The organism is Paenibacillus sp. FSL L8-0638, assembly GCF_038593075.1.
In the GTDB taxonomy this organism is placed as follows: Bacteria; Bacillota; Bacilli; order Paenibacillales; family Paenibacillaceae; genus Paenibacillus; species Paenibacillus polymyxa_D.
Genome location: NZ_CP151960.1, coordinates 3,337,058 through 3,359,147, shown reverse-complemented (window position 1 = coordinate 3,359,147; position 22,090 = coordinate 3,337,058). Strand labels below are relative to the sequence as shown.

The 22,090-nt window shown below is 46.3% G+C and carries 18 protein-coding genes and 1 pseudogene; 11 read left to right on the top strand and 8 right to left on the bottom strand.

Annotated elements, in window-relative coordinates; all coding sequences use genetic code 11:
* Positions 1 to 14: 14 nt before the first annotated feature.
* Positions 15 to 1,427 carry a [FeFe] hydrogenase H-cluster radical SAM maturase HydG gene (hydG, locus tag MKY35_RS14735; protein WP_013310651.1) on the top strand — a complete coding sequence of 471 codons (1,413 nt, stop codon included), beginning with the start codon at positions 15 to 17 and terminating at the stop codon, positions 1,425 to 1,427.
* A 144-nt stretch (positions 1,428 to 1,571) separates the two neighbouring features.
* Here hydG and hydF read toward each other — a convergent pair whose 3' ends face one another.
* From hydF to MKY35_RS14695, 8 genes are all read right to left on the bottom strand, one after another.
* The gene (gene hydF / locus MKY35_RS14730; RefSeq protein ID WP_342444115.1) at positions 1,572 to 2,825 is read right to left on the bottom strand and encodes a [FeFe] hydrogenase H-cluster maturation GTPase HydF; all 1,254 of its coding nucleotides are present in this window, start codon (positions 2,823 to 2,825) and stop codon (positions 1,572 to 1,574) included.
* Positions 2,812 to 4,260: an aspartate ammonia-lyase gene (locus MKY35_RS14725; protein WP_342444114.1), complete on the bottom strand. Its 1,449-nt coding sequence runs from the start codon at positions 4,258 to 4,260 to the stop codon at positions 2,812 to 2,814. The genes hydF and MKY35_RS14725 overlap by 14 nt, the downstream gene beginning before the upstream one ends.
* On the bottom strand, positions 4,257 to 4,847 hold the full coding sequence (locus MKY35_RS14720; protein WP_013310648.1) for a 4Fe-4S dicluster domain-containing protein: 591 nt from the start codon (positions 4,845 to 4,847) through the stop codon (positions 4,257 to 4,259). The genes MKY35_RS14725 and MKY35_RS14720 overlap by 4 nt, the downstream gene beginning before the upstream one ends.
* A 63-nt stretch (positions 4,848 to 4,910) precedes the next feature.
* Complete coding sequence (locus tag MKY35_RS14715; RefSeq protein WP_342444113.1) at positions 4,911 to 6,377, bottom strand: [FeFe] hydrogenase, group A; 1,467 nt, start codon at positions 6,375 to 6,377, stop codon at positions 4,911 to 4,913.
* 71 nt (positions 6,378 to 6,448) lie between these two features.
* On the bottom strand, positions 6,449 to 7,045 hold the full coding sequence (locus tag MKY35_RS14710; protein WP_342444112.1) for a 4Fe-4S dicluster domain-containing protein: 597 nt from the start codon (positions 7,043 to 7,045) through the stop codon (positions 6,449 to 6,451).
* 50 nt (positions 7,046 to 7,095) lie between these two features.
* Positions 7,096 to 9,258 carry a formate dehydrogenase subunit alpha gene (fdhF, locus tag MKY35_RS14705; RefSeq protein ID WP_029517400.1) on the bottom strand — a complete coding sequence of 721 codons (2,163 nt, stop codon included), beginning with the start codon at positions 9,256 to 9,258 and terminating at the stop codon, positions 7,096 to 7,098.
* A 128-nt stretch (positions 9,259 to 9,386) separates the two neighbouring features.
* Complete coding sequence (locus MKY35_RS14700; protein ID WP_230585033.1) at positions 9,387 to 9,923, bottom strand: hypothetical protein; 537 nt, start codon at positions 9,921 to 9,923, stop codon at positions 9,387 to 9,389.
* Between the two features lie 693 nt (positions 9,924 to 10,616).
* Positions 10,617 to 11,042 carry a MaoC family dehydratase gene (locus tag MKY35_RS14695; RefSeq protein WP_342444111.1) on the bottom strand — a complete coding sequence of 142 codons (426 nt, stop codon included), beginning with the start codon at positions 11,040 to 11,042 and terminating at the stop codon, positions 10,617 to 10,619.
* 316 nt (positions 11,043 to 11,358) lie between these two features.
* Here MKY35_RS14695 and MKY35_RS14690 point away from each other — a divergent pair, with 316 nt between their 5' ends.
* The 10 genes and pseudogenes from MKY35_RS14690 to MKY35_RS14645 form a co-directional block, all read left to right on the top strand.
* The gene (locus MKY35_RS14690; RefSeq protein WP_342444110.1) at positions 11,359 to 12,777 is read left to right on the top strand and encodes a transcriptional regulator; all 1,419 of its coding nucleotides are present in this window, start codon (positions 11,359 to 11,361) and stop codon (positions 12,775 to 12,777) included.
* 756 nt (positions 12,778 to 13,533) lie between these two features.
* Positions 13,534 to 13,650 carry a YjcZ family sporulation protein gene (locus tag MKY35_RS14685; protein ID WP_342446717.1) on the top strand — a complete coding sequence of 39 codons (117 nt, stop codon included), beginning with the start codon at positions 13,534 to 13,536 and terminating at the stop codon, positions 13,648 to 13,650.
* Positions 13,651 to 14,228: 578 nt separating this feature from the next.
* On the top strand, positions 14,229 to 15,653 hold the full coding sequence (leuC, locus tag MKY35_RS14680; protein ID WP_322252554.1) for a 3-isopropylmalate dehydratase large subunit: 1,425 nt from the start codon (positions 14,229 to 14,231) through the stop codon (positions 15,651 to 15,653).
* A gap of 20 nt (positions 15,654 to 15,673) precedes the next feature.
* Positions 15,674 to 16,276, top strand: a complete 603-nt coding sequence (gene leuD / locus MKY35_RS14675; protein WP_342444109.1) for a 3-isopropylmalate dehydratase small subunit — start codon at positions 15,674 to 15,676, stop codon at positions 16,274 to 16,276.
* 232 nt (positions 16,277 to 16,508) lie between these two features.
* Positions 16,509 to 18,086, top strand: coding sequence for an N-acetylmuramoyl-L-alanine amidase family protein (locus MKY35_RS14670; RefSeq protein WP_342444108.1), 1,578 nt, complete (start codon positions 16,509 to 16,511; stop codon positions 18,084 to 18,086).
* Between the two features lie 296 nt (positions 18,087 to 18,382).
* A complete protein-coding gene (locus MKY35_RS14665) occupies positions 18,383 to 19,882 on the top strand; it encodes an N-acetylmuramoyl-L-alanine amidase family protein (RefSeq protein WP_342444107.1) in 1,500 nt (499 codons plus the stop codon).
* Between the two features lie 45 nt (positions 19,883 to 19,927).
* A complete protein-coding gene (locus MKY35_RS14660; protein ID WP_342444106.1) occupies positions 19,928 to 20,578 on the top strand; it encodes a GerMN domain-containing protein in 651 nt (216 codons plus the stop codon).
* 213 nt (positions 20,579 to 20,791) lie between these two features.
* Positions 20,792 to 21,466 (top strand): endonuclease III, encoded by a 675-nt coding sequence (gene nth / locus MKY35_RS14655; protein ID WP_029514969.1) that lies wholly within the window; start codon positions 20,792 to 20,794, stop codon positions 21,464 to 21,466.
* 58 nt (positions 21,467 to 21,524) lie between these two features.
* A complete protein-coding gene (locus MKY35_RS14650; RefSeq protein ID WP_013310628.1) occupies positions 21,525 to 21,797 on the top strand; it encodes a hypothetical protein in 273 nt (90 codons plus the stop codon).
* 129 nt (positions 21,798 to 21,926) lie between these two features.
* Positions 21,927 to 22,061: pseudogene (locus tag MKY35_RS14645) on the top strand (glutathione peroxidase); the annotation flags it as partial.
* Positions 22,062 to 22,090 lie beyond the last annotated feature (29 nt).

Below are 22,090 nucleotides of genomic sequence, written 5' to 3'. Positions count from 1 at the left end.
GGAGATGGGTATACGTGAGTGGAGTACGGGAGAAAGTGTCGGCGGATTTTATTAATGAAGCAGAGATTATGGCAGCAGTGGAGCAGGGGAAACAAGAGGCAACAGATCGACACCGTATTTTAGAAATTTTAGAAAAGGGGAGAGCCTGCCGGGGACTGAGTGCGAGTGAAGCGGCGGCTCTTTTGCATGTGGATGATCCTGAATTATTGGAAGAGATGTTCAAATCTTCGAGGGCAGTCAAAGAGCAAATTTATGGCAACCGGATTGTGTTGTTCGCCCCTTTATATGTAAGCAACCACTGCGTGAATAACTGCGAATATTGTGGTTATAAACATACCAATGACAGCTTTACTCGTAGCCGTCTGACACCGGAGGAATTGGTGGAGGAGGTTAGAGTGCTTCAAGAACTGGGACACAAGCGACTCGTGCTGGAAGCGGGAGAAGACCCAGTCCATTGTCCCATTGACTATATCGTCGATTGTCTGCGCCAGATCTATGAGGTCAAGGTGGATAACGGCAGCATTCGGCGGATCAATGTGAATATTGCATCCACAACCGAGGAGGACTATCGGAAACTGGCAGAGGTGGGCATTGGTACGTATATTTTATTTCAGGAAACGTATCATCGGGAAAGCTATCGTAAATTCCACCTACAGGGACCAAAGCGGGACTTTGATTGGCATACTACCGCCATGGACAGAGCCATGCGTGCGGGTATAGATGATGTGGGGATCGGTGTGTTGTACGGCTTGTATGATTTCCGCTATGAGACCGTAGCGATGCTGAAACATGCCGAGCACTTGGAAGAAGCCTTTGGCTGTGGCCCCCATACGGTTTCAGTTCCACGATTGCGTCCGGCTGAAAATGTAGATCTGGAGCGATATCCGTACCTGGTCAACGATGAGGATTTTATGAAAATTGTATCCGTTCTTCGACTGGCTGTCCCTTATGCTGGAATGATCCTGTCCACGCGCGAGGAGCCGGAATATAGGGACCGCGTCATTGGTCTAGGCGTGTCGCAGATTAGTGCAGGTTCAGCTACAGGCGTAGGGGCATATGCAAAACAGGAAACTGATGATAAGCCTCAATTTGAGGTGGGGGATCATCGCTCACCATCGGAAATTATTAAAAGTCTGTGCCGTGGCGGATATATGCCGAGCTACTGCACAGCTTGCTACCGTGAGGGGCGAACTGGAGATCGTTTCATGGAGCTTGCCAAATCAGGACAAATTCATAATGTATGCCAGCCGAATTCGCTGCTGACCTTCCAAGAATATCTGCTGGATTATGGGGATGAGGAGGCACGTGAACTGGGAGCTGCCGCTCTGCGAGAAAATCTGGAGCGTATACCACGTGAATCAACGCGCCGTTTGACGCTTGACAGACTGGAACGACTGGAAGCAGGCGAACGCGATTTGTATTTTTAGCAATTTATATTATTCGTAGTATCATTTCACGCTATGAAATCTCATGATTTATAATGAACTTGAAAATAAAAAGCAGTCGCGTTGAAATCAGCGCGACTGCTTTTGTGTGTCTGGAAAAAAATATGAATACCGAGATGAGGACTTTTAGGAATAACTGCCGGCCTCTACAGCTTGCTCCCATGCCAGCATAGCAGATGGGAAGCATTCAATAGCACGGGGAAAGACCCCCTGTACATAAGCGATGAAAATACCATAGTTCACAATCGGCACTCCGGCAGCTTTCGTTTCCGACATTCGATGAAGCATCGTACGCCGATTGAGCATGCATGCACCGCAATGAATAACCAGTGCGTATTCGCTCAGATCATCAGGGAAGCTGGAGCCGGATGCATGCTCGATGATGAGACGTTTGCCTATCGTTTGGCGGAGCCAGCGTGGAATTTTCACTCGACCAATATCGTCAGATTGGCATTGGTGAGTGCAGGCTTCGGCAATAAGTACACGGTCTCCATCCTTGAGGCGATCAATGGCTCTTGCACCTCGTACCAGTTCGTCCAGATCGCCTTTATGACGGGCAAACAGGATGGAAAAAGAGGTGAGAGGCACATCTTTGGGCGTGTCAGCCGCTACTTTCATAAAAACCTGTGAATCGGTAATGACCAAGCGAGGCTTGCGTCCCAATCTCTCCAGTGTCAATCGTAGTTCATGTTCTTTGGTCACTACGGCGATGGCATCACTCTCTAGTGTATCGCGGATTGTTTGCTGTTGTGGCAGGATCAATCGGCCTTTTGGTGCAGCTTTGTCGATGGGAACGACCAGCACAACAACATCGCCGGGTGACAACAGGTCACCGACGATACGGAAACGATCCTCGTTTTGGGGAAGTGTATTCGTGATAGCCTTTTTTAGTTCCGTGTCTCCTCGGAGCAAAGATGCACTGAAAGGAATCAGGGTGAGATCCAGTTCAGTAGCCAGTTTTGTAGCCGTTTTATCTGATTCTGTAAGGGTATCTATCTTATTCAATACCCCAATAACAGGAATCTTTTTGATACGGAGCTTTTCGAGTAGCTCATGCTCGAATGATCCGACTCCAACGGTGGCGTCGATAACGAGAAGAGCCAAGTCTGTACTATTAAGTATTTCTAGCGTTTTGTTGCGGCGCAGCTCTCCGATCTCACCCTCATCGTCCAGTCCGGCGGTATCCACCAAAACAATGGGACCCGCTGGGAGCAGCTCCATCGGTTTGAAAACGGGGTCCGTGGTCGTTCCTCCTACAGGAGATACCACAGCGACGGGCTGACCAGTCAGGGTGTTCAGAATGCTGGATTTGCCTGCGTTACGGCGACCAAGCAGGACGATATGTGGTCGGTTGCTACGAGGGGTATCATTCATTCCCATGGTGAGTTCCTTCTTCCTGCCCCGGAATTCCGGGCTTGGTTACTGTATAGGGATGGCATAATTGGTCAATCCGCGAACGGGTCAGTAGGCCGCGATCTTCTGCAATATCCTCTGGTGTGCGACCTTGCGCAATGGCTGCCGATGCAATGGAGGCAGCTTCATCATAGCCAAGCTCCGCGACCAGCGCAGAAGCCATCACGGCTGAGTTACGTAGATTTGTAATACAGCGTTCCTCACGCACGATCAGGCCACGCACACATCGTTCTTCGAATAGTCGAACCGCGCTGTTCAGAATATGTAGCGATTCCAGCAACGATTCGGCAATCAGCGGCAGGAATGCGTTTAGCTCCAACTGACCGGAGGCAGCGGCCATAGTGATAGCCGCATCTTCGGCTATCACACGCATGGCTGTTAGTCCTGCCATTTCAGCTATTACCGGATTGACCTTGCCAGGCATAATAGAGGATCCGGCCTGAACTGGAGGCAGCGTGTATTCGCCAATACCACCGAAAGGACCAGAGGCCAGTAGGCGAAAATCGCCAGATATTTTGTACAGATTCACGGCGGCTGCTTTGAGTAGACCGGACACCTCCACAAAGACATCCATATTTTGAATCGGATCCATCGGGTGGTCGCTGCGACTCAGTCCAAAGCCGGTCTCATCCGCCAGTTTTTCGACCATCCGATAGCTGTAAGCACGGGGCGCGTTCATACCTGTGCCAATCGCCGTGCCTCCAATAGGGATTTCCCGCAGCCGCTCTTCGGCCTTATAGAGACGCCAGCGGTCGCGCGCTATAGCCTTTGCATAGGCACCAAAGCCCTGCCCGGCCATCATGGGCAGGGCATCTATTAGCTGAGTGCGGCCTAGCTTGAGTAGGTCGGCATATTCTGTTTCTTTGTGCTGTAAAGCATCCTGTAACGAAGACATTGTGTCACATAAAGGCCGAAGCAGCCGTATCGCTGCAATTCGTAGCGCTGTGGGATAGACATCATTCGTAGACTGGCAGCAGTTCACATCATCCAGCGGATGTACAATTTCATACTGCCCTGGTCTGCCTCCTAGCTGTACGATGGCCAAATTAGCAATGACCTCATTTACATTCATATGGGTACTGGTGCCTGCGCCGCCTTGCATAGCATCCACGGTAAACATATGTTGGTGTCTCCCGGCGAGTATTTCATCACAAGCATATACAATGGCAGAGGCCCGTTGGACAGGAAGCCGTTTCTGCTCTCCATTCACTTGAGCGGCTACTTTTTTTACCAACACAAGAGCGTGGATCAGGTTTTGGTTCACAGGCCTGCCACTGACCGCAAAATTGTTCATCGCGCGTGCGGTGTGAATACCGTAAAAGGCGTCTGCGGGAATTTCCATCTCTCCTAACGCATCCCGCTCGGTTCGCGTATTTGTAGGTAGAGGGAAACCTTCAGTCATAGACCTGTTGCCGGAATGCGTGTCATATGCAGCAGCTGACGTGCACTTGCAGCGCGTTTTTCCTCAACCCGGGCATGAACCAGATCTGGCTCGACCAGCTTGAGTGCTTGTGTTGGACATTTACCAATGCAGGCCGGGCCGCCGTCCACACCTTCGCACAAATCACATTTGCTGGCAATCATGCGTTCTTTGGGTTGCAAACGGCCTGACATATTGGTGTACAGTCCGTCTTGAACGACAGGCTGCCCGTTTCGATACTCGGGTACCATGGTAATCGCGCCGTAAGGGCAGGCGATCATGCAGGTTTTACAGCCAATGCAGCTTTCACTGTTAATGAGAATGCAGCCATCTGCGTTCGTAATGGAGCCGTTCGGACAAGCGTTAGCGCATGGGGCATCCTCACAGTGACGACACTGAACGGGTGCAGTGACTCCAAATGATTTAATAACCTTCAGACGAGGGTGAAAATGAAACTCATCATCTGGTGAGATAAAAGGGTTCTCCGCTGAATGTGCGATGACACATGCGATTTCACAGGTACGACATCCGATACACTGGTCGGGATCAGCTAAAACAAAACGGTTCATACAATTCGACTCCTCTCTAACTAACGACAAATATAATGTATACAGCATAAAAAACTTAACGTATTAATGAATGGAGTAATCCGTATCCCCTTTGATAGAAATAGTGCTACTTCGGCTTTGCTTGCCGGGCCCCCGTTGTTGGAAGGTCGTGTGCAGAAGATGATGCGACACATGACCCAGCGGCTCACCTAGAAATTCATCATAAAGTTTAATGATGTGAGGGTTCTCATGCGATTTTCGTACCTGGCGTGCAGCATCATGTCCATAGATGGAGGATTTACGTGCCCGATATGCTTCAATTCGTTGCTTTTCTAACATGATCTTGGGTTGTCCCCCTCCACTGATACATCCGGCAGGGCAGCCCATCACCTCAATAAAATGATAATCACATTCGCCCGCCTGGACACGATCCAGTAGCTGATAGGCATGCTGTAGCCCGGCGACGACCGCTACCTTGAGCTGTAGCTTGCCTACCTGAACCTCAGCTACTCGAATGCCTTCCTCACCACGTACAAAATCGAGTTGGAGCTTCGGCAGTTTTTCATTTGTCAGCAGCTCGTAACCTGTACGGATGGCAGCTTCCATGACTCCTCCAGTGACTCCAAAAATGGAGCCTGCACCGGAATATTGCCCTAACGGTGAATCGAATTCTTCATCAGGCAGGTTTGCAAAATCAATTCCGCTCTGCTTGATCCAGTATGCAAGTTCACGCGTGGTCAGTACCTCATCTACATCACGGTAACCGTCAGATTCCATTTCGGGACGATCACATTCAAATTGTTTACAAGTACATGGCATGATGGCAACGCTGTATATATTCGCAGGTTCCACCTCGTCCAGTTGTGCGCCATAAGATTTGATAAGCGCTCCTAACATTTGCATCGGAGATTTGCAGCTGGATAGATGGTCTAGCAGATCGGGATATTCAATCTCGGCAAATCGAACCCATGCTGGACAGCAGGATGTGAACATAGGCAAGGGACCGCCTTCAGTCACGCGACGAATCAATTCCGTGCCTTCCTCCATGATGGTCACGTCAGCTCCAAAGTTGGTGTCATATACCCGGTCGAAACCAAGGCGGCGCAAAGCAGCAGCCATTTTCCCAGGCGTCAAGGTGCCAAACGGCATACCGAATTCCTCCGCGAGTGAAACACGAATGGCCGGAGCACATTGGACGATCCGAAACTGTCCAGGTTTGGTCATCATATCGCTTACCTTATTCAAGTTGTAGCTATAATAGGCAGCGAATAGCGGCTCTCTGATGTCGGCAGGCATATCGCGTTCTTGTATACGTGCCAGCCGTCTAGCGGCGCCTTCCTGTGGAGATGAACCTGCCCAGTCAGATGCGTATACGCTGCATATTTGTACACATTGACCGCAAATAACACATCGGTCTGCATTAACGGTTTGAGGTTCTCCAGGCAGTCCCTCTATGGCATCTACTGGACAAACCTCAGCACAGCGTCTGCATCCCGTGCAGAGCGTCGGGTCAATATGAATGACAGGGTCTGTGCAATCAGTCGTCTTCATACAAGGAGGTGAAGAGATCTTGTCTATAGTGGTTGACATGTTTTTCTACCTTTCTGCGGCTGATTTTGACCTTACAGGCGTGGGAAAAAGACTTCCCGCCGAGGCTCTGGAGGCGAGTCGGATATACCTTTGGCCAGCCGTAGGACATGATTCGGGCAGGCATCTACACATGCAGGCTGTCCGTTCTCTGTTTCCGCGCACAGATCGCATTTGCTTGCCGCGGTGCGGGGAAGGGCCACTCGATTTGCCCGGTGAGTCAGGCCGGACTGCGTCACAAGGTGTCCGGCCTGGTAGACCGGAGACACCTCAATTGCCCCGAAGGGGCAGGCCAAAACACAGGAAGTACAGCCGATACATCGATCCTCATCTATCATGACGACTCCGTCCTCCTGACGAATGGCCTGCACCGGACAGGCATGTGCGCAGGGGGCATTTTCGCAATGCCGGCATTGCACCGGCACATACGTATCCCCTGTACGAACAACATACACCTTGGGTACGACAGGAACGCTGACGGTTCCGACCGAAGCTCCTATACCGTTAGCCTGACTGTGAACGGCGAAGCACGCCAGTTCACAGGCTTTGCAGCCGATGCACTGCCCGGCGTCTGCGACTACAAAAGAAGAAGCAACAGCGCTTGTTCTACTGGCTGCTCCCATTCTACTCATCGAAGCTGAACGGGTATCAGTCGGACGGTGCATCATATTCCCTGTCCCGCTCATCTTGTCACCTTATCAGCCAAAACAGCTTCCTGGACGTTCATCTGTTTGCGAATCTGTTGGTACGATTCATGTACATCACGTTCGGCCTGAGCTTGGTCGGCGATTCGTTCCAGGCGGATGGCACAGTATTTTAATTCCGGGGTTTTGGATACCGGATCGAGAAAATCAGCGGTCAGCTCGTTGCATGCTCCAACCCACCAGTGATAGGTCATGTAGGTCGCACCTTGTTGCACACGGTCACTGATTTGTGCCCGTGCCATGATGCGTCCCCGACGGGAGGATATGGCAACAATTTCACCATCCAGAATATTCAGATCTGCTCCGTCTTCCGGGCTAATCTGAATAAAGCCAGGCTCATCAGACAATTGGCGTAGCGCACGGCAATTGCCAGTCATGGTACGAACGGAGTAGTGGCCTACCTCACGGACTGTAGACAAGACAAGCGGGTATTTTGCATCCGGTTGTTCTTGTGGTGGACGCCATTCGCAGGCGAATAATCTGCCTTTGCCACTAGGTGTCGAAAATTGATTTCCTTTATACAAATACGGTGTACCTGGATGATCCTCAGTAGGGCAGGGCCATTGCACGCCGCCTTGCTGCTCCATTTTTTGGTAGCTGGCACCGGAGAATAATGGGCAGAGGCTACGCATTTCATCCCAAATTTCCTCTGTGTTTGCATAGGACATAGGGTAGCCCATGGCGGTAGCAACCTCGCTAATAATAGCCCAGTCTGGCTTTACATCACCCTGTGGCTCGACGGCCTTTCGGATGCGCTGAAAGCCCCGATCTGCCGAAGAATATACACCGTCATGCTCGCCCCAGGCAGTAGAAGGGAGGATGACATCGGCATGCAGCGCTGTTTTGTTCATGAAAATATCCTGGACCACGACAAATTCCAATTGGTCTAGGGCTTCACGCAACTCGGCGGCGTTCGGATCACTTTGTACAGGGTCTTCGCCGAAAATGTAATAAGCTTTCAGCTTGTTCTCCTTCAGGATGAGGTGTGGTACCTCCGTAAGTGGATATCCTTTTTTACGCGGCAGCTCAACACCCCATGCTTTTTCAAACTTTTTGCGAACCGTGGTGTCTGTTACATCCTGATAGCCAGGATACACATTCGGCAAAGCGCCCATGTCGCAGGAACCCTGTACATTGTTTTGTCCCCGTACTGGTCCGATACCCACATTCGGCTTGCCCAGATTTCCGGTCAACAGTGCAAGGGAAGCGAGCCCCTTTACTACGTCAACGGCCTGTGAAAATTGGCATACGCCCATTCCGTACAAAATGGTAGCGGTAGGGGCCTTTGCATATTCCCTCATAGCCGCCCGGATATCGGCCGCCTTGACCCCCGTAATGCCTTCCGCATATTCGGGAGTATATTTTTTAATGCTGTCTACGTATTCGGCAAAGCCTTCTGTGTTTGCTTCAACATATCGTTTGTCGTACAGTCCTTCATGCACAAGTACATGACCAAAAGCGTTCACCAAAGCCATGTTCGAACCGCCCTTTAAGGGTAGCCACATATTCGAAATACGAGCTGTTTCGGTCATGCGCGGATCGCATACAATAATTTTGGCGCCTCTTTGCTTGGCAGCTACAATGCGTCTTGCGACGATCGGATGTGTTTCGGGTGCATTATATCCAAATACGAAAATGAGATCAGAGTGTTCAATTTCAGGAATAGAGTTGGACATAGCTCCATCTCCGAGCGAGTAAGTCAAACCTGCCACAGAAGGGCCATGGCATACACGAGCGCAATGGTCAATATTGTTCGTGCCAATGACCGCCCGCATGAACTTTTGCATGACATAATTGGCCTCATTTCCCGGACCACGTGCGGAGCCCGTTCCCATAATGGAGTCGGGTCCGTATTTTTCCTTAATTGCTGACAGCCGTTCGGCAGTATATTGAATGGCTTCCTTCCACTCCACTTCCTCCATAACTCCATTTTTGCGAATCATGGGCTTGCGCAAGCGTGCAGTCAGAATTTGCGGGTCATTCAGAAAATCCCATCCGTAGTGTCCTTTTAGACACAACGTTCCTTCATTCGTACGACCACCAGCCGGCTCTGCGCCAATTACCTGTCCTTTTTCCACCAGCAAATGAAGCTGACAACCGCTCCCGCAGTAGGGACATACGGTCAATACCTTGTCTGCCATAAGTGCAGCACCTCTTTTATATGAAATAGATGAAACTCGAAACATAAAAAAAGCCAATACAAAAATGCCGCTTTACGCTGCATCCTGTACTGGCTTATCCGCGAGCGAGGAGACAAGGCTCCTTCCCGCTAATCCAACCGGTGTATGTGTTGTAGTTCTAGAGTAATGATAATGTGTCCGTCTCCATGGACGGAGGGGCAGACCTCCCAAGTATAAGTGAAGGGACTGCCGAGTGTTTTTTCGGCTTCGTTCATAAACTCCTTTTCCAGATAGGGACGAAGGACGTCCCAATATTCTCTGACCTTGTCCTCAGCCCCTTCATGAACGAGAATTTCGGACAGATTAGACAATGTACCTCGAATTTCTACCGTAATCCGGAGCGGCGAATCCAGTGAAACCTTGACGTTGTCCGGTCCTTTTCCCCGGTAGTGTTTGACAATACATACGGCCAACTTCCTGATGCGCTCACGGTATTCCAATTCGGTATTCAACATCTGGACACTCCGCTTCGAATCAAAATAAAGGCGTACTTGCCGCGCATGCCAGACAGCCTGTGTAGCTAGTTTAGAACAAGACGTAACCGTCCCGACCAAAGTGGTCTGCCCAGCACGGCGTATCACTCTTCTATGGTAGAACAGGTTGGCCCGGAAAGATGTGAAATTCATTACACTGAACCAAAATTTTACATGGATTAGCCCCCTCTTGAAGCAGCTTTACCTCTATGGTTTGTATGATGCTTCTCGTTCTATCGCATTGCTTGTACAGTTCTAATACAAAAGCAGTAGATGAATTTATTATTATTACATTGAACAAAATGCTAGTCGAACACCAGAAAATATAAATATGTTATCCAAAATGGGTGATATCGTACGTGATTCTGCAACTACCATGATATGTGTGGGATTGGAAGTGGTATTCGTGAACATCATCTTCAGGTTATGCGAATTCCGGAAGATTAGTTGCTAAGAGGAATACTGGGTACACAAAGTCATCAATCCAAAGCTAATTTGTCTGTACACAAACCACAGATCCAAAGCAGATTGCCCAAGCCATTGTCTGTTACAGCACCCGACGAACAGCGTTGGTTTTCAAGTCGAGACCCATAATAAAGTGGCAGCAAAGCAATTTATCGCACTGTACAATCGCTTTCATCATGGGGTAAAGTGCGGGTTCAAGATGTAGAATCTATGCGAAATTCAGTTGTAGAAGGGCAACTTAAAGGTCGCCAAATGAAGAAATTACTGCAACGTGTGGCTGAACATAAAGCCGCAAGTCAAGCCATGTATAAATAAAGAGAAGAGGTCCGTGCTAGAATGCATGGACCTCTTCAAACCTTTAATAATTGATTTTATAAAACTTTACTGTTTAACCAGAACAGATAAATCGCCTTCAAAAACTTGCTCCTCTGTGTGGTTGAAAGTCGACAGCAATACAGTAACGAGTCCTGTTCCATTCCTCATCTCTTTTACTCCAATCACTTCAACAATGGTGTACAATTCGTCGCCTGGATATACTGGTTTAATAAATTTAATATTATTCATAGCAGTTCCAGCAATAACCTCATCACCGTAACTGCCTGTTTCAACCCAAAGCTTAAAAGAAACAGCTAATGTTTGAATTCCTGAAGCGATAATTCCGTTAAACCTGCCTTGTAATGCTTTTTTTTCATCTAAGTGCATATATTGCGGGTCAAACTCCCTTGCAAATCTGGTAATGTCCTCTTTAGTTAATTTTAAAGATTTGGTTTTAAATACTTGTCCGATATAAAATTCATGAAACCGCATTATTACACCTCTTGATTAAATTATTTGCTTATTTATATTAGAGTAGCATAATATCACCAATCAAGTTAAACTGCCGTCAGCTTAATGACGTATTGTCCGTCTACAACTTTATATTCACCGAACAATATTTCCCTTTAAAATTCGTAGCGTTATAGAAACAAAGCTAATTTAAGATACTCTTTGGAACTACTTATTTTATATACTTCGACATTCGATGCAAATAAATAAAAATTATTGACAACTGTTAAATTATGGACAACAATAGAATGCAATAATATATAAATATTGGTACTTCTGTATGGAGGGTGGTTTATCCATGGAAATTACACCCACGATTAGAGCGGAATTGGAACAATACCTAAAACAAGAAGGTTTGAGCATGATGGAGTTCGGGCATATTGCAGGCATGAATAGGGGGATAATAAGTAGCATAGTGTCAGGCAATAAATCTATGTCTGTTAACCAGATAGATCGCATTACCGAGGCTATGGGTTTACCAGAAGGCTACTTTTACGACCTATTTATAGAAAACTACATCATCGACACTCCCCCGAATATGAGACGAATAGAGCCATTTTTGTATCGTTGTGCGGAATTGGACAAGCTGGATGCGATCCGTCGAGTGGTGGGAACCATTATGGACAACCTACTCTATTCGCCTAAACTATTTGATATTGCAGAAACATTATTAGCACAAGGACGATATGGTGCGGCACTGATACTCTATGAGAACGTAGCAGAAGTGGAGAAGTACCAGCACTCCGAACGTTTGGCGATCTGTCAATATCGCATGTTCACGATTCAGATTGGTGACGACCAAAGCCGCAACCTCAAGGCAGCTATACTATTTGAGCCTTATGTCGAGCGTCTAGATGATTTAGAACAACTTGAAGCTTTAAAGGATTTGGCTAATGTGTACAGGTCTTTGCGTAAATGGGACAAGGTTGATGAAATAGCGAGGGTAATGAGAGCTAAAGCGGAAGTACAATATTCCATAAAGCATCAGCAGAAGAATCGAAAGAACAGCGAGCATGAAAAGGAAACCAGAGGGCCGTTATTTGGATACATTGCTTACGCCGATTTGTTGTGTGCTAGTGTTTGTGAAGCCCAAGGCGATTATCAACAAGCTCTACAATATACATACGCCTATGCGAATTTAGATTGGGTCAAAGAGACTGACGAAGATACTCGACACTGGGTAAACTTGTTTAGTCAGTGGGCAGAAGGTAACACGTACGTAAATAAACTCCTGTCTGGAGATGTTAGCGTGCTGCCAGACTATGTTGAATATATAGCGGCAACATCAACCGCTAATGAAAATGAGAAACTCTCAAAGCTGTTGAACGTAATGATAGCGGCTAACCGATATGAAATAGATGTGGATGATGTCCTTTCACGTTTTAAAACGAATATTAATTCTTTTGCTCAACTCCCAACATCATCTGATATATATACCCAACAGGTAATACCAGACTATTTCGCATGGTTTGCTTACGAAATGGCTCATTATTATTTACATCGGGTGAAATATAGTGATGGCTTTAAATACTTGATGTATGCAATGGCAAAGTCACATATAATAACTAATGAAACAAACTTTATAAATTGTATTGGTCTGTTTATGCGTTTCCAAGTCCATGCGACTCCTGAAATCAAAACAGAGTTTTCCAATCTAATTGAAAAGGTGTGGTTAAGTAATGTTAAAAAAGATGGAATGGTTAATCGTTGCGAGTAGCTTTTTGGTTTTCATAATCGTACCTGCTCACAATCATGATCAGCTTATTCAGACCCTTGTACAAATTGGGGGATTCTAAAGTAAAAGAAGGCTCTGCCGACCAAAAGGTTAGCAGAGCTTTTTTCAGTGCGGGAATTACTACACAATTCACCGAATAACTATCTTGATGTGATCAGCATAAACTATACATATGAGTATTAAAGAAAGAAATCACCCAACTCATTTATCCTTATTACAACACTCAGAAGCACCGTTGTGCGATCCAAAAGCATCGGTGACATCCTACTGGCTATAAATTGAATATTCCTCATTAGCATTTTTTTATTAAATGTAAATTGACGCTTTATAGAGTGAGGGAATTAATCTCTTAAATTGGCCTGTGGAATTTTCTTTATTATAGAGCAGTTTGAATTTAGATTAGATGGGAAAAAAAGGATCCAACGGTTTGTAGCCGCGTAAGAGTCCTTCTTTTGTTTATTTAGTCGAATACTCGCTTACTTCAAAGGTGAGTATTTTGTTGAATACTACATATTCCTTACGGTTGCTGAATGGGCCTTTATTATTATTGTGTTTATCGATGGCAAAGAATGAAGCACCTCTACCAGCATCTTTAGCGTCATACCAAGCGATTAAATCAAAAAGCTCAGCTGACCTTAATGGGTCGGTGGAGCTTTTTTTGTTAAGAAGCCCTTCCTTTAACCAAGACCTCGCATAGCCTATGGAGTATAGTACCCTAAAATAAAGGAGGCGTTACGTGTGGGGGAAATGAAAAGAGACTACGCGGGAATCACCGGAAGAGTTTGGACGTCGGTAGCTGCTGTCTTGGCACTGTTCATTTTGCTGGTAATCATCTTGAAATTAATTCATTTATAAAGATTCTTAAGCTCCACCGGCATTTTTTCGAATTACTGTTTAGCCCTGAACTTTTTATCATTTTGGTCATAATTACTGGAAAAACGTTTTAGACAGACAAAAGGAACCTCAGCGGTTTTTCAGAAGGTAGGGTATTAACTCCTTAACGACGCCTGATCCATGCCGGAGCAGCTGAAAAAAGGTAGACTGATTCATGGAGTCGTCTCTTTTTGGAATGATTGATTGGTACTTTCCATTAACCGAAAAGGCGACTCTTTTTATCCTATTTTTGATTACTTTAATGTAATAACTGCAGTACCTTGGAAAAGGCGATATGGTTCATTGTATTTATCCGTTTGAATAATCCATTTTTTAACCTTCGAATTTTAGTTGAGTGTTTTTACTATTAAGAGCTGATAGAGAAATCAGTGCAATGAACCGCCTATATTCACCTTATCCATCCTTATAGCCTTAACCTATCACTTCTATAGATATCATATCTTAGACCAATCAGACATCCCGTGGTATATTGTTGACATTCAAGAGAGAGCCGCTCAGCTTCTCTCCACTAGGTTCGAAAAACACAGGGGTGAATAATGATGAGTAAAAAGACTATGTTCGAGAAAATTTGGGATAACCATGTCATCTATCAGGAAGCAGGTAAGCCGAGTATTTTGTACATCGATCTTCACCTCGTACATGAGGTAACATCGCCACAGGCGTTTGAGGGATTACGTCTTAGCGGCCGTCAGGTGCGTCGTCCAGAGCTTACGTTTGCGACGATGGATCATAACGTACCGACTAAGGACCGTTACAATATTACGGACCCGATTTCCAAGCAGCAAATTGATACATTAACTCAAAATTGCCGTGATTTCGGTGTCACACTGTATGATTTGGATACGGTGGATCAGGGTGTCGTTCACGTTATGGGGCCTGAACTTGGTCTGACTCATCCGGGCAAAACGATTGTTTGTGGTGATAGCCATACTTCCACACATGGGGCGTTCGGAGCACTCGCTTTTGGTATCGGAACCAGTGAGGTAGAGCACGTAATGGCAACACAATGTCTCCAGCAAGCCAAAGCCAAAACGATGGAAGTTCGCTTTGTAGGTACCCGCAAACCTGGTGTGACAGCAAAAGACATGATTTTGGGTGTCATCGCCAAATACGGTACAGATTTCGCTACAGGCTATGTTATTGAGTACACAGGTGAATCTATTCGCGAATTGAGCATGGAAGAGCGCATGACTGTGTGTAACATGTCCATTGAAGGCGGAGCCAGAGCAGGAATGATTGCACCGGACGAAACCACCTTCAACTACTTGCGTGGACGTCAACATGTACCGCAAGGAGACGCTTTCGAGCAAGCGGTTGCTGAGTGGAAAGAGCTTGTCACAGATGAAGGCGCTGAGTTTGATGTTGTGCTGGAGTTTGACGTAGATGCTTTGATTCCTCAAGTAACCTGGGGCACGAGCCCGGGTATGGGTACAGATATTTCCTCAACCGTACCGATTCCGGCAGAACTGCCAACCGAAAACGAACGTAAAGCGGCTGAGAAAGCGCTTGAATATATGGATTTGAAGCCAGGTACTCCGATCACGGATATTGCGATTGATTATGTGTTTATCGGCTCCTGCACCAATGGGCGGATTGAAGATTTGCGTGCAGCCGCTGAGGTTGCCAAAGGTTACAAGGTTTCTGACAAAGTAACGGCCATCGTCGTACCAGGTTCGGGACGTGTGAAAATTCAGGCTGAAGAAGAAGGACTGGACATCATTTTTAAAGAAGCAGGATTTGAGTGGCGTGAAGCAGGATGCAGTATGTGTCTTGCGATGAATCCAGACGTACTGCAACCGGGACAGCGTTGTGCTTCGACTTCTAATCGTAACTTTGAAGGTCGTCAGGGACGCGGAGGACGGACTCATCTGGTATCTCCAGCAATGGCAGCCGCTGCGGCGATTCATGGGCATTTTGTTGATGTACGGGATTGGAAATTCAAGCAGGAAGAAGTAGTCCGCTAGGATACAGAGGAGGAATTACGATGCAAGCTTTTACAACATTAAAAGGAATTGTAGCACCTGTGGATCGGGTGAACGTGGACACAGACGCTATTATTCCTAAGCAGTTTTTGAAACGAATTGAGCGCACGGGCTTTGGACAGTTTCTGTTCTACGAGTGGCGGTTTGATGAAGCAGGCAATATCAATCCTGAATTTGAACCGAACAAGCCTCGTTATGCAGGGGCGTCTGTGCTGATCTCTCGCGCTAACTTTGGCTGTGGCTCCTCACGTGAGCATGCACCGTGGGCGATTATGGACTATGGGTTTCGTTGCGTAATTGCTCCGTCTTATGCAGATATCTTCTATAATAACTGTTTTAAAAACGGTATATTGCCGATCAAGCTGTCTGAAGAGCAAGTAGAGGAATTGTTCCAGCGTACGGCGCAGCATGATAACTACCAATTGAACGTAGACCTGAATGAAAAAACAATCGCTGACGACTATGGCCTGAAAATTGAATTCGATCTGGATGAACATCGTCGTCAATTCCTGCTGCAAGGCTTGGACGATATTGGACTGACACTCCAGCATGAATCTGAAATTCTGGCGTATGAACAAAGACGCGCTGCGAAACAAGGCGCATAATCATAATTCCCAGTTTAGGTTCAATACGAAGCCATATAGCTTGCTCATTTGTTAGACAGAAAGCCCGTACTGGCAATCCTTTTGCCTGCGGGCTTTTATCATGCTCAAAAAATAAATTGGAAAATAAGGGGTTGACGGTTCGACTCAGCATGGTATTGTAAATGTAAAATGGTTGAAGGACTGTGTCTGTGAGAAGCACCAAAAAATACATATATAAGTTAGGGGAATGAGGATGAAGAAATATGGTTGGGTGATACTAGCGGCTATCTTGATTTGGTTGTGGCCGTCCTCCCCTCATGTGAACGCGGCTGGAGCAGATTTGTTTTTAGATGGCAAAAGGGTGGAAGCGCCTGCAGATGCCAAGCCTGAAATGGTCAATGGAAAAATCATGGTACCGCTAAGGGTGGTTGGGGAGCAGCTTGGATATCAATTCAAGTGGGAACCACAATCCTATAAAATCTCAATTCAAAAAAATAGTACCGATATGTCTATGTATGTAGGCCGTACATCGGCTGATGTGAATGGAAAAATAGTTAGTCTGGATGCACCTCCTGTGCTTCGGGGCAGCTCAACCATGGTTCCATTACGTTTTGTTGGGGAGCAAATGGGACTAAAAGTAGATTGGAATAATAAAAGTAAATCCGTAAATCTCAGTCAAAAGGCTGCAACTCAACAAGCAAATAAACAGTCACAATCCCAACCATCGTCGCAAACGTCAACACGGAGTACAACAAGCACCAATAAAACGTCTTCAGCAACAGCGACGACAATAAACCCAGTTGAAGCAGATAAGCATACTGAAGCTGCATCTTCACCAACCAAGCAGCAAAATACAGAACAGACCGCAGCAAATGCGTTGATTGTAAAAAATATTACTTTTGAGGGTGAAACGTTAAAGATTTCTCTGAATAAAGATGTTACCCCTAAAGTATCCAAAGTGACGGGGAATGATCGTATTGTTGTAGATTTACCCGGGGCTTCACTGGCGACTGATTTTCTTCAGCCGTTCCCGATTCGCACCGATGGCACGCGGGCGTTGACGAATAGTGACAGTGAGGATGTGCAGGAAATTAGATTTGCTCCCGCAGATGGACGAGATGGGGGCGTACGCATTGTCATTGCTTTAAATCAGACACGTGATTACGATCTTTCAACCAATGGCCTAGGTGATATCACCCTTCAATTGCGTGAGCGTAGTGTGAATTCAGCAGTGGTAACACCAACGAATGTCGAAGGACGGCGAATCGTCGTAATTGATCCCGGACATGGTGGCAAGGACCCTGGGGCAGGTAGTGTGACTGGGCGACATGAAAAGGAATTTGCATTGGCGGTAGCATTAAAGGTCGAGCAGCTTCTGCAAAATGATCCCGATATTCAAATCATATTGACTCGTAATGGAGATACGTATCCCACGCTGGATGAACGACCACAGCTCGCTAATAATCAGCAGGCTAGCGTGTTTGTTTCCATTCATGGTAACAGTATGCCAGCTTCTAATAACGGAAAAGCTAATGGGTCAGAAACCTATTATGCACGTCAGGAAAGTTTGAGCCTGGCCACGATCATGCACAAGCATCTTGTAGCAGCAACTGAGTTCAAGGATAACGGCATTAAAGTGGCAAACCATGTGGTGACGAGAAAATCACAAATGCCTGCAGTATTGCTGGAGTGTGGCTACCTTAGTAATCTATCAAATGAAGCAGCCATGTTCACAGAAGAAACACAAGAGAAGATCGCTGAAGGTATTGTCGATGGGTTGAAGGAGTATCTCGGAACAGCAGGCACAGGAGCAACGGAACCACTTAACTAAGTGAGGTTTACAATAAAAGCTACTTTCCACCTTTTTAATGAAAATTCATGGGGGTGAAAAGTAGCTTTTTTAGTTTTTTCGGCTGTGACTTTTGACGGAAAGCGAATGATCTATATTTTTAGTCAAAATTCGACAAAAGTAGTTCTTTGGCACGTATATTTCTGTTATGATGGAATATATTCGCAACTTTTGGTGTGAGATAACGTCTAAAAGGTTGTCTGATATTACATAAGCGCGTATATCAGGTCGCCGCACCGGAGCATGTGGCAAAAAAATTATGAATGGAAGGGTGACGAATGAAGAAATTTGGTTTTTTGTTGTTATTATTTGTCTTCATGTGGGCGGTTCCGGGTTATGGACATGCGGCTTCGAGTGGAACACAAATCTATCTCGACGATCAACAGTTAAGTGTCCCTAGTGGTGCTAAGGCACAAGTAATTGGCGGAAGTACAATGGTCCCGCTACGCGTAATTTCTGAAAATTTGGGATATGACGTGACATGGAAGCAGCAGGCGCGAACCATAACGATTGAGAAGGACAGTACCTTGATCCGAATGATAATCGGAAGTAAGACGGCGACTGTCAATGGAAGCGACATTAGTCTGGATGCTTCGCCTCTGCTGCGTTCCAATTATGCCCTTGTACCGCTTCGTTTTATCGGCGAGCAAATGGGACTGGACGTAAAATGGGACAGCAGCTCCAAGTCCGTAAAATTATATACCCGCAGTAGCGGGTCTGGAAACGGGGAATTTACACCTCCCAAGTCCGGAAATAACAGTACAGGTACTGGAAGTGTAACTGCACCAACGAATAATGCAAACTCAGGTGTTACACAGGTGCAGGGAGTCAGTTTCAGCCAAAACCGTTTAACTATCACAACAGCCAGTGCCGTCAAGCCGAAAGCGTTTACGATGACAGGCCCTGATCGGGTAGTGGTGGATTTGCCAGCGACTGCGTTTGCTGACAATTTCGGAGACCAGCAAAAGCTGGATAGCAGCTTAAATGGTTCGCTGGACATTGAGAATGAAGCGGATGTGTCCGGTATCCGTTATGCTTTATTCCAAAAGGAACCTTCAACGGTGCGCGTTGTTATTGATTTGAAACATGCCATGAATTATACCGCATATAATGATGGCTCGAATCGTGTTATCGTCGATCTGGCTTCCAAAGATTCAGTGAATACCACGCCAGACGCAACGTTACCAGATGGCTCACAGCCGGATGACACACAGACATCACCAACGAACAGCAATGGTAAAAAGGTCGTTGTTATTGATGCTGGTCATGGAGCAAAAGATTCTGGAGCAGTTGGTGTTTCGAGAAAAAACTATGAAAAGACCTTCAACTTAGCGATGGCTCTGAAAGTAGAAAGCATATTAAAGCAGAACCCCAAACTTGAGGTTGTGCTGACACGCAGTGATGATACATTCTTGGAGCTTAAACAGCGCGTAAAAGTAGCTGAAAACCTTAATGCTAACGTGTTCGTGTCCATTCATGCTAACAGCAGCGGTAGCTCAGCTTCCAACGGTACAGAGACGTATTACCAGCGTAGTGCAAGCAAAGCGTTCGCCAACGTTATGCACAAGTACTTTGCTCCCGCGACGGGCCTGACAGACCGCGGCATTCGTTATGGCAATTTCCATGTAATTCGGGAAACGACTATGCCAGCCGTATTGCTTGAAGTAGGATATCTGAGTAATGCAAAAGAGGAAGCCACACTGTTTGATGAAGATTTTCAAAACCGGGTAGCTCAAGGGATTGCAGATGGAATCACAGAGTATCTCGACGTAAAATAAATCTTCAACAAATCGCTTGTCAACGTCAAGCAAGGAGGGGGACATATGAACAAGAAAATCGTAATTGCAGGTCTGCTGGCACTGTTTGCCATTGCAGGTGCAGGGTGTGCCTCTAAGCAAACAACAGCTCCTGCGACTCCATCTCAGGAAACACAAACTTCTAATGCACAAAATATCACACCCGAACAGACGACCCCTGATCCATCGGCTCAGTCTGCTGAAAATAATGGGGCGAGTCAAACACCTGCATCTCCGTCAACAGAGCCTACAAAGACCAAGACGGACACGGAAAATTCAGGAGATCGACAAACACAACAGATTACGGTGTACTATACGGATACTCAAGAGAACGGCTTGAAAGAACAGAAAAAGGAAATTACCTATCCAAGCGAGCTGGAAAAGTTGCAAAAAGCGTTTGAAGCTCTGCAAAAGAGTGGGGATTCTGCTCTAATCCCGTTGTGGTCCGAGAAAATTTCCGTGCATAAGATCAAATTGGATAACGGTGCATTGACTTTTGATATTTCCCTGCCGGACGAGGCTCGATTGGGAGCTGGCGGCGAGGAATTGGCTATCGATGCCTTGAAGAAAACGATGTTCCAATTCAAGGAAGTCAAAACGCTGGATTTGCTCGTAGATGGTCAATCTCTAGAGTCCTTAATGGGGCATGTAGATTTGGATCATCCCATGAGTCGCTAACCGATCAGACGGTATGAAAATTTCTTGGGAATTTGCACACTTTTCACGTGCAATCTGTGACAGATAATGATAATATAGGAGTGTATTTCTCGCCTATGCAGGCAGTCATGCACAAATAGTATTCGTTTCTTTCCGGATGATTATTTAGAGTGACCGTCTTGATGCGGGCTATCCCGTATCAAGACGTTTTTTTTGGTAGGAGGTAGGATTTCCGTGAATGCAGCAACCGCACGTCATATATTGGACACCATCGGTACGATGTTTCCGGATGCCCATTGTGAGTTGAACCATGACAATGCTTTTGAATTAACGATCGCCGTGTTATTGTCTGCTCAATGCTCCGATCAGATGGTCAATAAAGTAACGGCAGACCTGTTTCAAAAATACAAGTCACCTGAGGATTACCTGGCTGTTCCTCTTGAGGAACTGGAGCAGGATATTCGCAGAATCGGCTTGTACCGAAACAAGGCCAAGCATATTCATAACCTCTGTCGTATTTTAATAGACCAGTACGGGGGAGAGATACCTTCGGAGCACGATCAACTGGTTAAGCTACCCGGTGTTGGCCGCAAGACGGCTAATGTCGTTGTATCTACTGCTTTTAATGTACCAGCTATTGCGGTAGATACGCATGTAGAGCGTGTTTCCAAACGACTCGGCTTTGCAGGGTGGGATGATTCAGTGCTTGAGGTGGAAAAAAAGCTGATGAAGAGGGTTCCTAGGGATGAATGGTCTTTGACCCACCACAGGCTCATTTTTTTCGGACGCTACCATTGTAAAGCTCAAAACCCTCAATGTCAGGTGTGTCCGTTGCTTGATGTATGCAGGGAAGGCAAGAAACGTATGAAAACGTCTCTTATCAGAAAAGATAAGGAACGTAGAGCTTAAAGACCCACAAAGGTAACAAGAGGGTTTAACCATTTATGTGTAGAAAAGGATGAAGAGTATGAAGTGCATTTCGGTATATACAGACAATTTTGAGGCATTCTCTGATATTTTTGAGCAAATTGTAACAACAGAATTTGCTGAAAACGAAGAGCGCGAGCTTGAGGGAATCACGGTTAGTCATTCCGGTGATGTACCTGAGCATTATCTGGAGCGTATGTCACAAAAGCCAGAAGTGGTCGTAATGAAGGACAAATCCCGTGGGATTACGATTTTACAGCATGGTCAAGTATTTGAAATTTTGCTGCCAGTGCTTGAGACTGCAGCCAATTAAGTTCAATTAGCGGACGACATGCGTTGCATGTTCCGGTATAGGCGGCTCGGCTGGTTTAACCAGCCCGAAGGCGCATATATACACGAACCTTGCAGACCATCCTGATGTGGATAGAGCCTCTTCCAATGAAGTGTGCATACATTTTGTACCCTGAATTATGGTGTCTCGTTCCGCATGTTCCAAAAGGTGAATGTACGTGATGAGCAGGCTCACCCGTTGTTTACATATCTTGCTTCGTCGTTGTCCCTTGAGGGCTTTGATAAATGCATTCGGTTGCCTAAATACTTATTCCT